Source organism: Micromonospora sp. NPDC023869 (assembly GCF_055559695.1).
Window position 1 is genome coordinate 325343 of record NZ_JBVHKD010000008.1, and the last position, 16411, is coordinate 341753.

Sequence of the window (16411 nt, forward strand, 5' to 3'; positions counted from 1 at the left end):
CGGGTAACCTGCCCCGGTGTTCACGCCTGATCTGCCGATCGAGACCGAGCGGCTGCACCTGCGGGCCTTCCAGCCCGCCGACGTGACCGAGCTGCACGCCTACTTCGGCGACCCGGCCGTGCACCGCTACCTCTACAGCGAGGCACCCGCCGACCTCGACGGCACTCGCGAGGTGCTGGCACGGCGGCAGCAGCGGACCGCGCTGCGGGAACAGGGCGACGCGATCCAGTTGGCGGTGGTGCTGCGGGAGACCGGGCAGCTCGTCGGCGAGGTGCTGCTGATCTGGACCAGCGAGGAACACCGGCAGGGCGAGATCGGCTACCTGCTGAATCCGGACCACCGGGGACGCGGCTACGCCACCGAGGCGGCCCGGACCATGCTGGCGCTGGCCTTCGACCGGTGCGACCTGCACCGGGTCGTCGGTCGGCTGGATGCCCGCAACACCGCCTCCGCGCAGGTGCTGACCCGGCTGGGCATGCGGCGTGAGGCCCACCTGCGGGAGAACGAGTACGTCAAGGGGGAGTGGGCCGACGAGGTGATCTACGCGATGCTGGCCCGCGAGTGGCGGGACCGGCGTCCGGCCGCCGCGCCGGTCGCGCCCTGACGGGCCCGACCGGCGGATAGCGCGGCGGTCAGCCGATGCCGTCGCCGGCCATCGGCGGCAGCGGGCAGTGCAGCAGGCCGCAGATGGTGCGCAGCAGCTCGATCTCCGGCACGGTCATCATCCCGTCGTGGCTGATCACCGCCACCACGGCCGCCACCAGCCGTTCCTTGTCGCCCGGACGCAGCCCGTCCAGCACCGGCCAGGCGGTCTCCAGCGCCAGGACGCCGTTCTCCGGCGGAGCGTACGGCAGCGAGGTGCCGGGCAGCAGCGTGGCGACACCGGCCTGGAACGCCCGCTCGGCGGCGGTCCGGTCGCCGTGCCCGACCTGGGCCAGGATGGCCAGCAGGTAGGCAGCCGCGGAACGGGAGTCGGTGAGCGTACGGCGGTCGGTGCGCCAGCGGGAGTCCGGCTTGAGCGACTCCTGGATCTCGGCCAGGAGCAGCCGGGACAGGCAGTACTCGGACACGTTGATCGCGCCGTCGGCGTGGATCAGCGTGAAGACGGCCGCCATCAGCGATTCGAGTTCGGCGTCCGTGCGGGCCCGCAGGGCCGGGAACGCCAGCTCGGCCAGGGGCAGCCGGAGCATCGGGTGCAGCCCGGCCAGCTCACCGGCCTCCCGCAGCGCGGCGTCGGCCAGCGCCGGACCGTGTTTCCGGGCGATGGCCTCGTGCTGGTGCTGCCGGACGTCGGGCTCGGCGGCGAGCAGCAGCCCGAGCACCAGTGGCACGGCCGAGTCCCGGTTGCGGGCCCGATCCAGCAGGTGCTCCGGGATGCGGTCGAGGATCGCGGCGGCGTGCGTGTACGCCGTCTCGGTGGGCGCGGCCACCCGGCCCAGCATCTCGGCCGGCGCCACGCGTACCCGGGTGCCCTCCACCGGCAGCGTCGGCGCGCCCGGGCGGGCGGAGTCGCGGCGGGCGGGCGCGCCGCCCGGACTGCTCGGGGCCAGGCCGAGGGCGATGTCCTCCTGCCGGCCCGACGGCGGTGCGGCGGCCCAGCGCTGGGCGAGCTGCCGCAGCTCGTTCGGGTCGAACGAGGGCTCCAACGCCTGGATCCGCTTGGCCAGCGGCGGGTGGGTGGCGAGCCAGGACGCCCGGCCCGCCGCGCCGAAGAGCATGTGCCCGACCTCGTCGCGCTTGGGCGTGCGCAGCTCGGAGCCGTCGGAGAGGCCACCGATCTTCTTCAGTGCCCCGGCGATGCCGCTGGTCTGCCGGGTGAACTGCACCGCCGAGGCGTCGGCGAGGTACTCCCGCTGCCGGGACACCGACGCCTGGATGAGCCGGCCGGCGAGCACGCCGATGTACCCGGCCACCAGCAACGCCAGCCCGACCAGCATGAACGGCAGGGCACCGCCGTTGTTGTTGCGGCTCCGTCCGCCGCCGAGGGCGCCGGCCCGGGCCAGCCCTCGACCGACCACGGTCAGGAACAGGATGCCGAAGAGCAGGCCCATCAGCCGGATGTTGAGCCGCATGTCGCCGTTGACCACGTGGCTGAACTCGTGGGCGATGACGCCCTGGAGCTCGTCGCGGTTGAGTCGTTGCAACGCGCCCCGGGTGACCGCGACGGCCGCGTCGGAGGGGCTCCACCCCGCCGCGAAGGCGTTGATCGCCGTCTCCTCCGGGAGGACGTAGACCTCGGGCACGGGTACGCCGGAGGCCAGCGCCATCTCCTCGACGACGTTGCGCAGCCGCCGCAGCTCCGGGTCGGTGGTGTCCGCCGGCACCGGGACCCCGCCCAGCTCACGGGCCACCTTCCCGCCACCGCCGCGCAGCGTGAGCGTCCGCACCGTCGCGGCCAGCCCGATCGCGGCGAGGGTGGCCACGGTGACCATGACGATCATCCCGGCGAGCTGGGGCGGGTTGCTGGTGCCGACGTTGAAAGCGAACACCACCGCGAGGTTCACCGCCACCACGATGCCGATGACGGCCAGCACGAACAGCAGGACCAGGCGGGTCGACAGCCGGCGGACCTGGCGCTGTCGTTCGAAGAAGTTCATCGGTGCCTCAGAACGACACCTGCGGGGCATTGCGCTGCGTCGGGTCGTCCGGCTGGAACAGCGCCGCCGGGCCGAACGAGAACATCCCGGCCAGCATGCTCGCGGGGAACACCTCGCGCTTGTTGTTGTAGGCCATCACCGAGTCGTTGTACGCCTGCCGGGCGAAGGCGACCCGGTTCTCCGTGGAGGTCAGCTCCTCGGAGAGCTGCATCATGTTCTGGTTGGCCTTGAGGTCCGGGTACGCCTCGGAGAGCGCGAACAGCCGACCCAGGGTGGCGCTCAGCGCGTTCTCCGCGCCGCTGAGCTGCTGCATCGCCGCCGGGTCGCCGGGCGCGGCCGACGCGGCGGTCTGCGCGCTGACGGCGTTGTTGCGCGCCGAGATGACTGCCTCCAGCGTCTCCCGCTCGTGCTTGAGGTATCCCTTGGCGGTCTCCACCAGGTTGGGGATCAGGTCGTGCCGGCGGACCAGCTGCACGTCGATCTGGGCGAAGGCGTTGCGGTACGCGTTGCGGGCCCGGACCAGCCCGTTGTAGATCGACACGCCGAAGCCGAGCACCGCTACGACGATCACCACCAGACACAGCAATCCGATGATCAGTTCCATGGCCGCTCCCTCGGTTGCACGTCGGTTCCAGCGCTCATGATCGTACGGGCGACGGTCCAGAGCTGCCCGTTCTCCCCTGAGGTGTACGCCCGGTGAGGGCGGGAACGCCATGCGTCCCGCCCTCACCCGACTGTCGGATCAGCGTCCGGCCCGGTACGCCTTGACCGCGCTGTCGCCGATGTCCCAGAGGGCGATCGCGACGATCACCACGATGCTGATCCGGCTGACCGTGGCGAGGCCGCCGTCGCTCAGCCAGGTGAAGCGGTCCACGAACTCCGGGTTGAGCAGCCGCTCCTCCTGGAGCAGCCAGATCGCCGGCACCGCGAAGCCCAGGTTGAGCAGGACGTTGACGCCGACCAGCGGCCAGGTCCACCGGCGGGCCCGGTACTTGGCGAACTCCAGACCGATGCTGGCGACCAGGACCACGAGGAACACCGGCAGCCAGAACGACCAGAGCGCCGGGTCGAGGATCGGCAGCCGGTCGCCGTCACCGAGCACCCGCTGGAACTGCTGCCACGGCAGGAAGGCGATGAGCAGGACCAGGAACACGATCGAGGCGCACACGTCGGTGAGGGTGACGTCCCGCTCGACGGGCTCCTCGGGTAGTTGGTCGACGGTCCATTCCGGCAGGTGCAGCGGGGTGCCGAACCGTTCCATCGCCGCGAAGACCAGCGTCACCCAGAAGCCGATGTGCACCGCGACGTTGAACGCCGCCCCGATGCCCTCGCCGACGGCGCCGGCCGGGTTCTCGGCGGTGGTGGCTTCCAGCACGCCCATCAGCACGCCGACGACGGCGGGCACGGTGCTCAGCAGCACGATCATCAGGCGTTGCCAGGACGGGTAGTACTCCGGGCCGATGAGTTGGAGTCTCCGGTCGCGGTAGCGGGCGGCCAACTGCGCCGGGTTGCCCAGCTCGGTGAGCACCTCGCGCTCGGCGGTGGTGGCGTCGAGCCCGGCGGCGGTCCGGTCGTCGACCATGTCGGCGATCGACGCGCGCAGCTCGTCGGCGATCTCCGCACGCCGTCCGGTCGGCACGGAACGCAGCGTGGCGGCGAGATACCGGTCGGTCAGGGAGGTCGTCATCGCGGGGCTCCTTCGATCAGGTCGGTCAGGGAGGTCTGTACGGCGGAGAGGTCGTCGAGCAGCCGGCGCAGCACCTGCTCGCCGGACTCGCTGGTGCGATAGAACTTGCGCGGCCGGCTCTCCTCGGTGTTCCACTCGCTGCTCAGGAGCCCCTGTTCCTCGAGCCGTCGCAGCAGGGGATAGAGCGTGTTGGCGTCCACCGGGAAGCCGTGCCCGGTGAGCCGTTGCAGGAGCGCGTAGCCGTAGTCGGGTCGGCGCAGCGCGACCAGGCTGGCCACCACCACCGTTCCCCGGCGTAGTTCCTGGAGGTGTGTCCGCAGGACGTCGTCGCTGACCATGCATCACACGATAGTGTGTGCCACACAGCATTGTCTAGCGCGCAATAGTGTCTGCTGCGCGACATGGTGTCGAAACGAAGCGTTTCACGTCACAAAATAAAACTTTGCAGAGGCTGCATTTTTAGCCCTACAGTTCTGCCGTGACCTCGGAACACTCCACGCCGCTGGGGCGGCGCGACCGCAAGAAGCGGCAGACCCGCGCCGCTCTCGCCACCGCCGCGCTGCGCCTGGTCGCCGAACGCGGACTCGACCAGGTCACCGTCGAGGAGATCAGCGAGGCGGCCGACGTTTCCTCGCGCACCTTCTTCAACTACTTCCCGACCAAGGACGACGCCCTGATCGGGGACACCGAGGCCGACCGGGAGGTGGTGCTGGGCGCGCTCGCCGCCGTCCCCGCGCACCTGCCGACACTGGAGGCGCTCCGGCGTGCCTTCGCCGAGGTCGTCGACGAGGTGCAGGGCAACGCCGAACTGTCGCTGCTGCGGATGCGGGTGGTCAGCCAGCACCCGGTGCTGTTGGCCCGCCTGATCACCGGCAACGCGGTCACCGAACGGGCGCTGGTCGAGGCGGTCGCCGCCCGGACCGGGTGCCCGGCCACCGACGCGTACCCGGCGCTCGTCGTCGCGGTCGCTGGGGCCGCACTGCGTACCGCGATGATCCGCTGGGCGACCTGCGACGGGGCCGGCTCCCTCGCCGCGCTGCTCGACGAGGCGTTCGCCACCGTCGCGGCGGGACTGCCCGACCCGCGTACCGGCTGACCGCCGCCGCACACCGACCTGCCACCACCCGCGGGCGCGACCGTGCCCCGGGCAGAACCACGCGTGAGGAAGCGTCCATGACCGCAACAACCGAGCCGATCGGCGCCCCCGAGGCGGGCAGCGGCACGATGTCCCGCCGGGAGGTCCTCCAGGCACTCTCCGGGCTGATGGTCGGCATGTTCGTGGCGATTCTCGCCTCTACGGTGGTGGCGAACGCGCTGCCCCGCATCATCGCCGACCTGCAGGGCAGCCAGACCGTCTACACCTGGATCGTGACCAGCGAGCTGCTGGCGATGACCGCCACCGTGCCGCTCTGGGGCAAGATGGCCGACCTCTACAGCAAGAAGCTGCTCATCCAGCTCTCCCTCGGCCTGTTCGTGGTCGGCTCGCTGATCGCCGGCCTCTCCCGCACCGTCGAGGTGCTGCTGTTCAGCCGGGTGGTGCAGGGCATCGGCGCAGGCGGCATGACCGCGCTCGCGATGATCGTGATGGCGGCCATGATCCCGCCACGCGAACTGGGCCGCTACGCCGGCATCTTCGGCGCCGTCTTCGGCGTCGGCACCATCGCCGGCCCGCTGATCGGCGGCGTCCTGGTGGACACCTCCTGGCTGGGCTGGCGCTGGTGCTTCCTGATCGGCGTGCCGTTCAGCATCCTCTCCATCGTGCTGCTCCAGCGCACCCTGCACCTGCCGGTCACCCGCCGCCGGGTACGCATCGACTGGGCCGGCGCCGCACTGATCACCGCCGGGGTGTCCACGCTGCTGATCTGGTCCTCGCTGGCCGGGCACAAGTTCGCCTGGGCCTCCGGCTGGACCGCGCTGATGGTCGTCGGCGGCCTGGCGCTGCTCGGCGCGGCGATCTGGGTCGAGGCCCGGGTCCCCGAGCCGATCATCCCCCTGAAGATCTTCCGCAGCCGGACCGTCGCGCTCACCACCATCGCCAGCATGCTGGTCGGCGTCGCCCTCTTCGGCGGCACCGTCTTCCTGTCCCAGTACTTCCAGACCTCGCTGGGCAAGTCACCGACCATCGCCGGACTGATGAGCCTGCCGATGATCCTCGGCCTGCTGGTCTCCTCCACGGTCGCCGGCCAGCTCATCACCAAGTACGGCCGGTGGAAGGCGTACCTGGTGGCCGGCGCCGCCGTGATGGTCGTCGGCATGCTCCTGCTCTCCACCATCGGCACCGATACCCCGCTGCCGCTGCTCTTCACCTACATGGCGATCCTCGGCACCGGCGTCGGCATGCTCATGCAGAACCTGGTGCTGGCGGCGCAGAACGACGTACCCGCCCACGAACTGGGCGCAGCCACCTCCGTGCTGACCTTCTTCCGCAGCATGGGCGGCGCGATCGGGGTGAGCGCCCTCGGCGCGGTCCTGGCCAACCGGGTCACCGGCCTGATGACCGCAGAGCTCGGCCCGGCGGCAGGCGCCGCAGACGGCGGCACCACCGAGGTACCCGACCTGTCCGCACTGCCCGAGCCGGTGCTGGTGATCGTGCGCGACGCGTACGCCACCGCCACCTCCGAGCTGTTCCTCATCGGCGCGCCGATCGCGTTCCTCGCCCTGGTCGCGGTGCTCTTCATCCGCGAGAAGGCACTGCACACCGTCAGCGGCGACGAGCGGGCCCGCCAGGAGGCCGGCCTGCCGATGCACTGAGGTCCGCCGACCGCCGATCGCCCCGGGCACTGTCGCCCGGGGCGATCGGTCCTTCTGCTCGCGCGGCCTTTTGTTCGCGCGATCGGTCAGCAGGCAGTGCCCTGCCGGAAGGTGCGCTCCACGTAGGCCGCCGGGCCCACCTGGAAGCCACCCACTCCAGGCCGGATCGGGTGCCCGGTGAACAACTCCACCCGCGAGCCGATCCGCACCAGGTACGCGCTGGCGGTGTCGGCGTCGTTGCGGATCAACTCACCACGCGGGCCGTAGATCGCCTCCAACCGGTCGAAGCTCATCCCCACGCCCGCCCCGGCCGGGGAGTACGGCGGCGCGGTGGCCGTGAACACCTGGACCAGCCGCCCGTGCTGGAACGTCAGCAGGACGACACCCGCCCACTCGCCGGTCACCCCGGCGTCCACCACGCCCCCGCAGCCCGGGACGGTCCAGTCGATGAGCCCGGCGGCGGTCAGCCGGTCCAGGGACGTGCCGATCCGGAACGGACCGGCCCCCTGGACACTCAACAGATCGGTACCCGCCCGGACAGCGGCGACACCGGTAGAAGCCGCAGGCTGGGCGGCGGATCGGGATACGGGCCCGGCCTGGGCCGGAGTGGCCCCGACGAGGGCCAGGACGGTCGCGACAGCGACATATACGAGACGGTGCACGGAGATCGCCTCCTCGGCATCGGGTTCCTACCCCCTTCGTCTCCACCCCGGCCCTCCCGGTTCGCCAACCCACCCACCTTTCTTCCCCTCCCTACCCCGCCCCTGCCCCGGCCCCGCCTGGCCCGCACCCCGCCCGGCCCCGCACCCCGCCTGGCCCCGCACCCCGCCTGGCCCGGGTTGATCAAGAAGTTTTGGTCACTTTGGAACGGTGTCGAGGGCACAAACTCCTTGGTCATCCGCTGCGTCGCCCAGTCCTCGGCATGACGCGATCTGATGTAGATGGTCCGGCGAGGGGTTGGCCGCACCAGTCGGGAGTTCCATGGCTGGCTCCGTCGATCATGGAGTTAGGGTTCTGACTTTGTACTGATATAGGAGTTATGGAACTGCCACAGCTCCATGATCGGCGGGGCGGGGCGGGGCGGGGCGAGTCGGGACGGGGCGGGCGGGGCGTGGCGTGGGGGGACTGGGCGGTGCGGTGTGTGGCAGGTCCGGCGTGGTGGGGCGGGCGTGGACGTGCACGTGGGTGGGGCGGGCGGGCAGGTGGGACGGGGTGGTTGCCGGGGGTGGTGGGGGAGGGGCAGGGTGGGACGGTGGGGATGCCTGCGGGGTTCGGGGTGTACCGGGTGGAGCGGCTGCTGGGAGTGGGGTCGTTCGCGACCGTGTGGCTGGCCCACGACCCGGGACTGAACGCCCACGTGGCGATCAAGGTGCTGGCCGAGAACTGGCACCACGATGTACGCGTCCGGGAACGCTTCCTGGACGAGGCCCGGCTGCTACGGCGAATGGAGGACGACCGGCTGGTGCGGGTACGCGCCGTCGGTGAACTGCCGGACGGGCGGCCGTACACGGTGATGGACTGGGCCGACGGGGGCAGCCTGCGGGACCAGCTCGCCGACGGGCCGCTGCCGGTGCCGACCGCCCTGACGGTGCTCGGCGAGATCGCCGCCGGAGTGGCCGTGCTGCACCGGCATCGGGTGGTGCACCGCGACCTCACGCCCGGCAACATTCTGTTCCGCCGCACACCGGCCGGAGTGCGGGTCCTCATCGCCGACCTCGGTCTGGCCAAGGCGCTCGCTGTCGCCTCCGGGCTCACCGTGCGCGCCGGCACCCCCGGCTACATGGCACCGGAGCAGGACGACCCGCTCGCGGTCGTGGACGTGCGCGCCGACGTGTACGCGCTGAGCCGCCTCGGCCTGCGCCTACTCGGCACCCCAACGCCCGAGCACCGTCGCCCCGAGGGCGTGTCCCCAACGCCCGAGCACCGTCGCCCCGAGGCCGGGATGGCATTGTCCGACGACCCTCGACCGGAGGGCGTGACCATGTCGTCGGGCGTGCCGGGCGGACGTGCCGACCGTTCGGACGTCGACGGGACGCGGCTGCGGCCGGGCGTCCCACCCGGCGTGGCGCAAGTGCTGCGCCGGGCCGGGGCGAAGCGACCGGACGACCGCCATCCCGACGCCGCCGCCTTCCGGGCCGCCCTGCTGGCCGCCGCCGACACTGCCACTGCGCCCCCGGGCGCCACCGGGACCACCGTCGGCGGGGCGACGGCCGACGCCCTCGACGGGGCCGCCGCCGGAACCGCCGGGACCACGCGAACCACGCGAACCGCCGGGACCACCCGAGCTGCCGGAACCACCCGAGCTGCCGGAACCACCCGAGCTGCCGGGACCGCCCGAGCTGCCGGGACCGCCCGAGCTGCCGGGACCGCCCGAGCTGCCGGGACCGCCCGAGCTGCCGGGACCGCCCGAGCTGCCGGGACCGCCGGGACCGTAGGGACCGCCGGGACCGCTGGAACCACCCGAGCTGCCGGAACCGCCGTGAGCGCCAAGCAGGACGGTGGGCACGACGGCGGGCTGGTGCGGTCGGGGCGTTGGCGGTGGGGTGGGGTCGGGTTGGTCCTGGTGTTGACCACTACGGCGGGTGTGGTGGCGGCCGACGCGACGGCGGTGACGCGTACCGCGACGAGCGGAGTGTTGCGCGTGGACCTGCCGGCCGGGTGGCGGGCGGCGGGCACCGGTTGGGCCGGCCGGTACGGCGGGGACGGGCGGCTCGAACCGGCCCTGGTGGTCTCGCCCGAGCCGGACCGGTGGGCCGTCGACCCGAGGGTGCCGGGTGCGTTCCTGGGATTGTCCGCGTCGGCCGGGCGGCGTACCGACCCGGCCGGGTTCGTCGCCGAGCAGCCGCACGCCGACTGCGCCCCGGCACCGGTGCGGCGGGTACGTCGCGGCGGGTTGGACTGGGTGGTCGCCCGGTTCGACTGTGCCCGGGACCGGCCGGTGCTGGTGGAGGCGGCGGCCCGCGCCCCGGCCGGTTTGCTGTACGCGCAGGTGGTGCCACCACCCGACACCGCCGACGCGTTCGTCGACAGCCTGCTGAACGGGGTACGGGTCGATTAACGCACGACCACGGTGACCACGTGGACCGTGCCCTCGTGCGGGATGGTGACGTCCACGGTGCCGCTGCGCAGGAAGCGGACGTCGACCACCCCGGCCTCGTAGTGACTGTCGGCCAGCTCCGGCCGGTCCACGGTCACCTGCCCGGGCCCGATGCCCTGGATCCGCAGCACGCCGCCGGTGGCGAAGCAGAGCGACGATGGCATCGGGCCGATGTCGGCGAGCACCAGGTCGTACCGGACCGCGCCGAGGCAGGCGTCGGTCGGGGTGGGGGACGGTGGGTGGGGCGTACCCCTGCGGGTGGTGGAGACCGGCGCGGGCGGCGACGGGCTCCGCGTGGCTCGGCTGGTCGGCGGCCGGGCGTCGGTGGTGGGCGGCCCGGCCAGCGGTGGCGCGCCCGTGGTGGGTGGAGTCGGCGACGACGACGCGGCCGACGACGGCGGAGTGGGGTCTGGGGGCCGGACGGGCAGCGGCGACACCGGCTGGTCGGCGCAACCGGCGGCGATCACGAACACGGTGACCAGCGGGATGGCCGACCGGAAACGGATCTGCCGGAGCCCGGCCCGCTGGTCGCCGGTCCCACCGGCCGCCGACGGCCGGTCAGCCGCCCGCATCGGTGAGCCTCTGCCGGACCTGTCGGCGGGCCTCGTGGATGCGGGACTTCACCGTGCCCTCGGGCAGGCCGAGCAGATCGGCGATCTCGCGGTAACCCAGGTCGAGCACGTCGCGCAGGGTGAGCGACTCGGCCAACTCGGGGCGAAGGGCGTCCAACGCCTCCAGCAGGTCCAACCGGGTGCCGGCGACCACGCTGGTGCGGCGCGGGTCGGGCGGGTCGGGCAGCGGCACCCCGCCGGCCTCGACGAGCCACCGCCGCCGCAGCATGCGGTAGGTCGAGCGGGCCCGGTTGGCGGTGATCCGGTAGAGCCAGGTGTGGAACGACGCGCGCCCCTCGAAGCGGCCGATGCCCCGGGCCACCGCGAGCAGGGCGTCCTGGCAGGCTTCCTCGGCATCCTCCCGGTTGGGCAGCAGTCGGCCGCACAGCCGCAGCACCTCGGGGCGGATCGCCGTCAGCAGGGCGTCGAGCGCCGCCGCGTCGCCGCGCGCCGCCGCGCCGGCCAGGTCGTCGATCCCGTCCGCCAGGGTCATCGCGCCGTCCCGTGCTGGTATCGCTCCAGGCTACGCCGCAGTGCCGTCGCCGCGCCGCCCCGCGACCCGCCGCCTGCACATACGGCCGCCGCTTCGCGTGCGGCCGCCCGCACCTCCCGCATCGCTCCGGCCACTGCCGTAGGCCACTCGCCGCGTCGCTTCGTGACCAGTCGTGTTTGCCTCGTCACGTCGCTGTGGTCGCCGGTGGGCCGGTCCAGCATGATCCACGACACCCCGACGGACCGGGGGCGCGCGGCGCGCTGGAACGGCCTCCGGCGGCGGGGTTAGGGTTAGCCCCGACCGTCTCGATCATCCGACCCGGGGGGCTCCGTGGGCGATTCGTTCACCCATCTGCACGTGCACACGGAGTATTCGATGCTCGACGGTGCGGCCCGCCTCAAGGACCTGTTCGCCGAGGTCAAGCGGCAGGGGATGCCCGCCGTGGCGATGACCGACCACGGCAACATGCACGGCGCGAACGACTTCTACAAGCAGGCCATGGCCGCCGGGGTCACCCCGATCCTGGGCATCGAGGCGTACGTCGCGCCGGAGTCGCGGTTCCACAAGAAGCGGGTGCGCTGGGGTCGGCCGGAACAGAAGAGCGACGACGTCTCCGGCAGCGGTGGTTACACGCACAAGACGATCTGGGCGCGCAACAAGACCGGCCTGCACAACCTCTTCACGCTGACGAGCAAGGCGTACACCGAGGGCTACTTCGTCAAGTGGCCCCGGATGGACGCCGAGCTGCTGGCCGAGTGCGCCGACGGTCTGATGGCCACCACCGGCTGCCCCTCCGGTGAGGTGCAGACCCGGCTGCGGCTGGGCCACGACGCGCAGGCCCTCGAAGCCGCCGCGAAGTACCAGGACATCTTCGGCAAGGAGAACTACTTCCTGGAGCTGATGGACCACGGCCTGGACATCGAGAAGAAGGTCCGGGACGGGCTGGTCGAGATCGGCCGCAAGCTGGGCATCCCGCCGGTGGTCACGAACGACTCGCACTACACGCACGAGGCGCAGTCCGAGGCGCACGACGTGCTGCTCTGCGTGCAGACGGGCAGCAACGTCGCCGACCCGAACCGGTTCAAGTTCGGCGGCAGCGGCTACTACATCAAGTCCGCCGACGAGATGCGCGGCGTGGACGGCTCCGACGTCTGGCTGGAGGGCTGCCGCAACACGCTGCTGGTGGCCGAGCGGGTCGACCCGACCGGGATGTTCGAGTTCCACAACCTGATGCCGCGCTTCCCGGTGCCCGAGGGCGAGACCGAGGAGTCCTGGTTCCGCAAGGAGACCTTCGCCGGTCTGGCCCGCCGGTACCCGCAGGGCATCCCCGAGGGCCACGTGGTGCAGGCCGAGTACGAGCTGGGCGTCATCATCCAGATGGGCTTCCCGTCGTACTTCCTCGTGGTCGCCGACTTCATCCAGTGGGCCAAGAACCAGGGCATCGCGGTCGGCCCCGGCCGGGGTTCGGCGGCCGGCTCGCTGGTCGCGTACGCGTTGGGCATCACCGACCTGGACCCGATCCCGCACGGGCTGATCTTCGAGCGGTTCCTCAACCCCGAGCGCGTCTCCATGCCCGATGTCGACATCGACTTCGACGAGCGCCGGCGCGGTGAGGTGATCAAGTACGTCACCGACAAGTGGGGTGAGGACAAGGTCGCTCAGATCGCCACCTTCGGCACCATCAAGGCGAAGGCTGCGATCAAGGACTCGGCGCGGGTGCTCGGCTACCCGTACGCGGTCGGCGACCGGATCACCAAGGCCATGCCACCGGCCGTGATGGGCAAGGACATCCCGCTCGAAGGCATCTTCGACCCGAAGCACCCCCGGTACGCCGAGGCCGGCGAGATCCGCGGCATGTACGAGTCCGAGGCCGACGTCAAGAAGGTCATCGACACCGCCCGAGGCATCGAGGGGCTGATCCGGCAGACCGGTGTGCACGCCGCCGGTGTGATCATGTCCGCCGAGCCGATCATCGAGCACATCCCGCTGATGCGCCGAGACTCCGACGGGGTCATCATCACCCAGTTCGACTACCCGACGTGCGAGTCGCTCGGGCTGTTGAAGATGGACTTCCTCGGCCTGCGCAACCTGACCATCATCGACGACGCGGTCAAGAACATCGAGCTCAACCACGGCAAGGAACTGGACCTGCTGGGCCTGCCGTTGGACGACAAGGGCGCGTACGAGCTGCTGGCCCGGGGCGACACCCTGGGCGTATTCCAGCTCGACGGCGGGCCGATGCGGTCGCTGCTGCGGATGATGAAGCCGGACAACTTCGAGGACATCTCCGCCGTCCTGGCGCTGTACCGTCCCGGCCCGATGGGCGTCGACTCGCACACCAACTACGCGCTGCGCAAGAACGGCCTCCAGGAGATCACCCCGATCCACCCGGAGCTGGAGGAGCCGCTCAAGGAGATCCTCGCCCCCACCTACGGCCTGATCGTCTATCAGGAGCAGGTGCAGCGCGCCGCGCAGATCCTCGCCGGCTACACGCTCGGACAGGCCGACCTGCTGCGCCGGGCGATGGGCAAGAAGAAGAAGGAGATCCTCGACAAGGAGTTCGGCCCGTTCCGGGACGGCTGCCGTGAACACGGCTACTCCGACGAGGCCGTCCAGAAGGTCTGGGACGTGCTGGTCCCGTTCGCCGGGTACGCCTTCAACAAGGCGCACTCGGCCGCGTACGGGCTGGTGTCGTACTGGACGGCGTACCTCAAGGCGCACTACCCGGCCGAGTACATGGCGGCGTTGCTGACCTCCGTCGGCGACGACAAGGACAAGATGGCCATGTACCTGTCGGAGTGCCGCCGGATGGGCATCCAGGTGCTGCCGCCGGACGTGAACACCTCCGCCGGGCCGTTCACCCCGGTCGGCAAGGAGATCCGCTTCGGCCTCGGCGCGATCCGCAACGTCGGCGCCAACGTGGTGGCGGCGATCATGCGGTGCCGCGACGAGAAGGGCGAGTACGCCGACTTCTACGACTTCCTGTCCAAGGTGGACGCGGTGGTCTGCAACAAGAAGACCATCGAATCGCTGATCAAGGCCGGGGCGTTCGACTCGCTCAAGCATTCGCGCAAGGCGCTGCTCACCGTGCACGCCGACGCCATCGACGCGTACGCCGACGTCAAACGGAAGGAGGCCGTCGGCCAGTACGACCTCTTCGGTTCGGGCTTCGGCGACACCGAGACGGCGACCACCACCACGGTCATGCCCGTCATCAGCGACGGCGAGTGGGACAAGCGCGACAAGCTCGCGTTCGAACGCGAGATGCTCGGCCTGTACGTCTCCGACCACCCGCTGTTCGGCCTGGAGCACGTGCTGAACGCGGCGGCCGACTGCACCATCGCCACCCTGTCCGAGGAGGGCACCGTCCCCGACGGCGCGGTGGTCACCCTCGCCGGCATCCTCTCCGGTGTGCAGCGTCGAGTCACCAAGCAGGGCCGGGCGTGGGCCTCGGCGACCCTGGAGGACCTCGCCGGCGGGGTGGAGGCGCTGTTCTTCCCGAACACCTACGAGGTGATCGGGCAGTACATCGCCGAGGACGCCATCGTGGTGGTCAAGGGCCGGATCGACCGGCGCGACGACACCCCCCGCATCATGGCGATGGACATGCAGTTGCCGGACGTCAGCAGCAACCCGGCGAGCAAACCGGTCACCCTGACGATCCCGGTCAACCGGCTCACGCCACCGCTCGCCGACCGGCTCAAGGAGACCCTGCTGCTGCACCCCGGCGACACCGAGGTGCACGTGAAGCTGCACCGCAGCGGCCGCGTCGAGACCTGGCGACTGGGCCTGTTCCGCGTCGCCCCGACCACCGCCCTGATGGGGGACCTCAAGAGCGTCCTCGGCCCCGCCAACGTGAGCTGACCCTGCTCGGGTACTCGGCGGCTTCGGGACGCCTGGCGGCTTCGGACGCCGGGGGTTTCGGGAGCCTGGGGTTTCGGATGTCTGGGTGTCGGATGTCTGGGGTTTCGGATGCCGGGGATTGCGGGAGCCAGCGGGCGAGGATTGGCGCTGGGTAGTGGGTGTGGCGAGGGTTAGCGTCGGGGCGTGGAACTGGAACAGGCGCAGAAACTGTGGCAACCACAGCCCGGTTGGCTGAACACCGCCAGCTACGGGCTGCCGCCGGACCCGACCTGGGAGGCGTTGCAGGACGCGCTCGCGGCGTGGCGGGTCGGACGCGGCTCCTGGGAGGGCTGGAGCGAGACGACCGACCGGTCCCGGGCCGCGTTCGCCAAGCTGGTCGGCGTACCGGTAGCCGACGTGTCGGTCGGTGCGGTCGTCTCCCAGATGCTGGCCCCGGTCGCCGCCGCACTGCCCGCCGGGGCGCGGGTCGTCGTACCCGAGGTCGAGTTCACCTCCAATCTCTTCCCCTGGCTGGTGCAGGAGGAGCGGGGCGTGCAGGTACGCACCGTGCCGCTGGACAGGCTGGTCGACGCGATCGACTCCGACACCGACCTGGTGGCGTTCAGCCTGGTGCAGTCCGCCGACGGCACGGTGGCCGCGTACGACGAGATCGTCGCGGCGGCCCGGGCCCACGGCGCGCTCGTCGCGGTGGACGCCACCCAGGCGTGCGGCTGGCTGCCGTTCGACGCGAGCCGGGCCGACGTGGTCGTGGTCGGCGGATACAAGTGGCTGATGGGTCCCCGGGGCACCGGGTTCGCGTACCTCGATCCGGCCCTACGGGAGCGGCTGCGGCCCGACGCCGCCGGTTGGTACGCGGGCAGTGACCCGCACGCGTCGTACTACGGGCCGCCGCTGCGGCTCGCCGACGACGCCCGCCGGTTCGACATCTCGCCGTCCTGGTTTAACTGGGTTGGTGCGGCTCCGGCGCTGGAACTGCTGCTGGAGATCGGGGTGCCGACCGTGCACGCGCACAACGTGGCGCTGGCCAACCGGTTCCTCACCGGCCTGGGGCGACCGCCCGGCGACAGCGCGATCGTCACCGTCGAGGTGCCCGACGCGCAGCACAAGCTGGAACGGGCCGGGGTGCGGGCAGCCGTCCGGGCCGGTCGGGTCCGCGCCTCCTTCCACCTCTACACCACCCCCGAGGACGTAGACCTCGCCCTCGACGCCTTGATGTGATGTAAGGAAGGGTCCCCTGCTATCGCCTGGTGCATAGCAGGGGACCCTTTCTAACGTGCGGTGCTTGCGGGTGTCGCGGTGCTTGCGGGCGTC

At 71.4% G+C, this 16411-nt stretch carries 13 protein-coding genes; 6 read left to right on the forward strand and 7 right to left on the reverse strand.

Annotated elements, in window-relative coordinates; all coding sequences use genetic code 11:
* Positions 1–16 precede the first annotated feature (16 nt).
* Entirely contained in the window at positions 17–604 is a 588-nt protein-coding gene (locus tag ACZ31C_RS22925; protein ID WP_465796997.1) for a GNAT family N-acetyltransferase, read from the forward strand.
* A 28-nt stretch (positions 605–632) separates the two neighbouring features.
* Here ACZ31C_RS22925 and ACZ31C_RS22930 read toward each other — a convergent pair whose 3' ends face one another.
* From ACZ31C_RS22930 to ACZ31C_RS22945, 4 genes are all read right to left on the reverse strand, one after another.
* Positions 633–2597 (reverse strand): M48 family metallopeptidase, encoded by a 1965-nt coding sequence (locus ACZ31C_RS22930; RefSeq protein WP_465796998.1) that lies wholly within the window; start codon positions 2595–2597, stop codon positions 633–635.
* Between the two features lie 7 nt (positions 2598–2604).
* Positions 2605–3201 carry a LemA family protein gene (locus tag ACZ31C_RS22935; protein ID WP_191088701.1) on the reverse strand — a complete coding sequence of 199 codons (597 nt, stop codon included), beginning with the start codon at positions 3199–3201 and terminating at the stop codon, positions 2605–2607.
* A 138-nt stretch (positions 3202–3339) separates the two neighbouring features.
* Positions 3340–4284, reverse strand: coding sequence for a permease prefix domain 1-containing protein (locus ACZ31C_RS22940; RefSeq protein ID WP_465796999.1), 945 nt, complete (start codon positions 4282–4284; stop codon positions 3340–3342).
* A complete protein-coding gene (locus tag ACZ31C_RS22945; RefSeq protein ID WP_117229241.1) occupies positions 4281–4622 on the reverse strand; it encodes a PadR family transcriptional regulator in 342 nt (113 codons plus the stop codon). Before ACZ31C_RS22945 ends, ACZ31C_RS22940 begins: the two co-directional genes overlap by 4 nt.
* A 140-nt stretch (positions 4623–4762) precedes the next feature.
* On the opposite strand from ACZ31C_RS22945, the gene ACZ31C_RS22950 reads away from it, so the two are divergent.
* The gene (locus tag ACZ31C_RS22950; protein ID WP_465797000.1) at positions 4763–5380 is read left to right on the forward strand and encodes an acyl-CoA-like ligand-binding transcription factor; all 618 of its coding nucleotides are present in this window, start codon (positions 4763–4765) and stop codon (positions 5378–5380) included.
* A 77-nt stretch (positions 5381–5457) separates the two neighbouring features.
* Positions 5458–7035 carry an MDR family MFS transporter gene (locus ACZ31C_RS22955; RefSeq protein WP_465797001.1) on the forward strand — a complete coding sequence of 526 codons (1578 nt, stop codon included), beginning with the start codon at positions 5458–5460 and terminating at the stop codon, positions 7033–7035.
* Positions 7036–7121: 86 nt separating this feature from the next.
* Here ACZ31C_RS22955 and ACZ31C_RS22960 read toward each other — a convergent pair whose 3' ends face one another.
* A complete protein-coding gene (locus ACZ31C_RS22960; protein WP_465797002.1) occupies positions 7122–7553 on the reverse strand; it encodes a hypothetical protein in 432 nt (143 codons plus the stop codon).
* A 740-nt stretch (positions 7554–8293) separates the two neighbouring features.
* On the opposite strand from ACZ31C_RS22960, the gene ACZ31C_RS22965 reads away from it, so the two are divergent.
* Entirely contained in the window at positions 8294–10093 is a 1800-nt protein-coding gene (locus tag ACZ31C_RS22965; RefSeq protein WP_465797003.1) for a serine/threonine-protein kinase, read from the forward strand.
* On the opposite strand, the gene ACZ31C_RS22970 is transcribed toward ACZ31C_RS22965, so the two are convergent.
* Both ACZ31C_RS22970 and ACZ31C_RS22975 read right to left on the reverse strand, forming a co-directional pair.
* A complete protein-coding gene (locus ACZ31C_RS22970) occupies positions 10090–10704 on the reverse strand; it encodes a hypothetical protein (RefSeq protein WP_465797004.1) in 615 nt (204 codons plus the stop codon). The two genes, ACZ31C_RS22965 and ACZ31C_RS22970, sit on opposite strands and share 4 nt — an antisense overlap.
* Entirely contained in the window at positions 10691–11236 is a 546-nt protein-coding gene (locus ACZ31C_RS22975; RefSeq protein WP_465797005.1) for an RNA polymerase sigma factor, read from the reverse strand. The genes ACZ31C_RS22970 and ACZ31C_RS22975 overlap by 14 nt, the downstream gene beginning before the upstream one ends.
* Positions 11237–11566: 330 nt before the next feature.
* Here ACZ31C_RS22975 and dnaE point away from each other — a divergent pair, with 330 nt between their 5' ends.
* Together dnaE and ACZ31C_RS22985 are read left to right on the forward strand one after the other, a co-directional pair.
* Positions 11567–15100 carry a DNA polymerase III subunit alpha gene (gene dnaE / locus ACZ31C_RS22980; protein ID WP_465797006.1) on the forward strand — a complete coding sequence of 1178 codons (3534 nt, stop codon included), beginning with the start codon at positions 11567–11569 and terminating at the stop codon, positions 15098–15100.
* Between the two features lie 183 nt (positions 15101–15283).
* Entirely contained in the window at positions 15284–16318 is a 1035-nt protein-coding gene (locus ACZ31C_RS22985) for an aminotransferase class V-fold PLP-dependent enzyme (protein WP_465797007.1), read from the forward strand.
* The last annotated feature ends 93 nt before the right edge of the window (positions 16319–16411 follow it).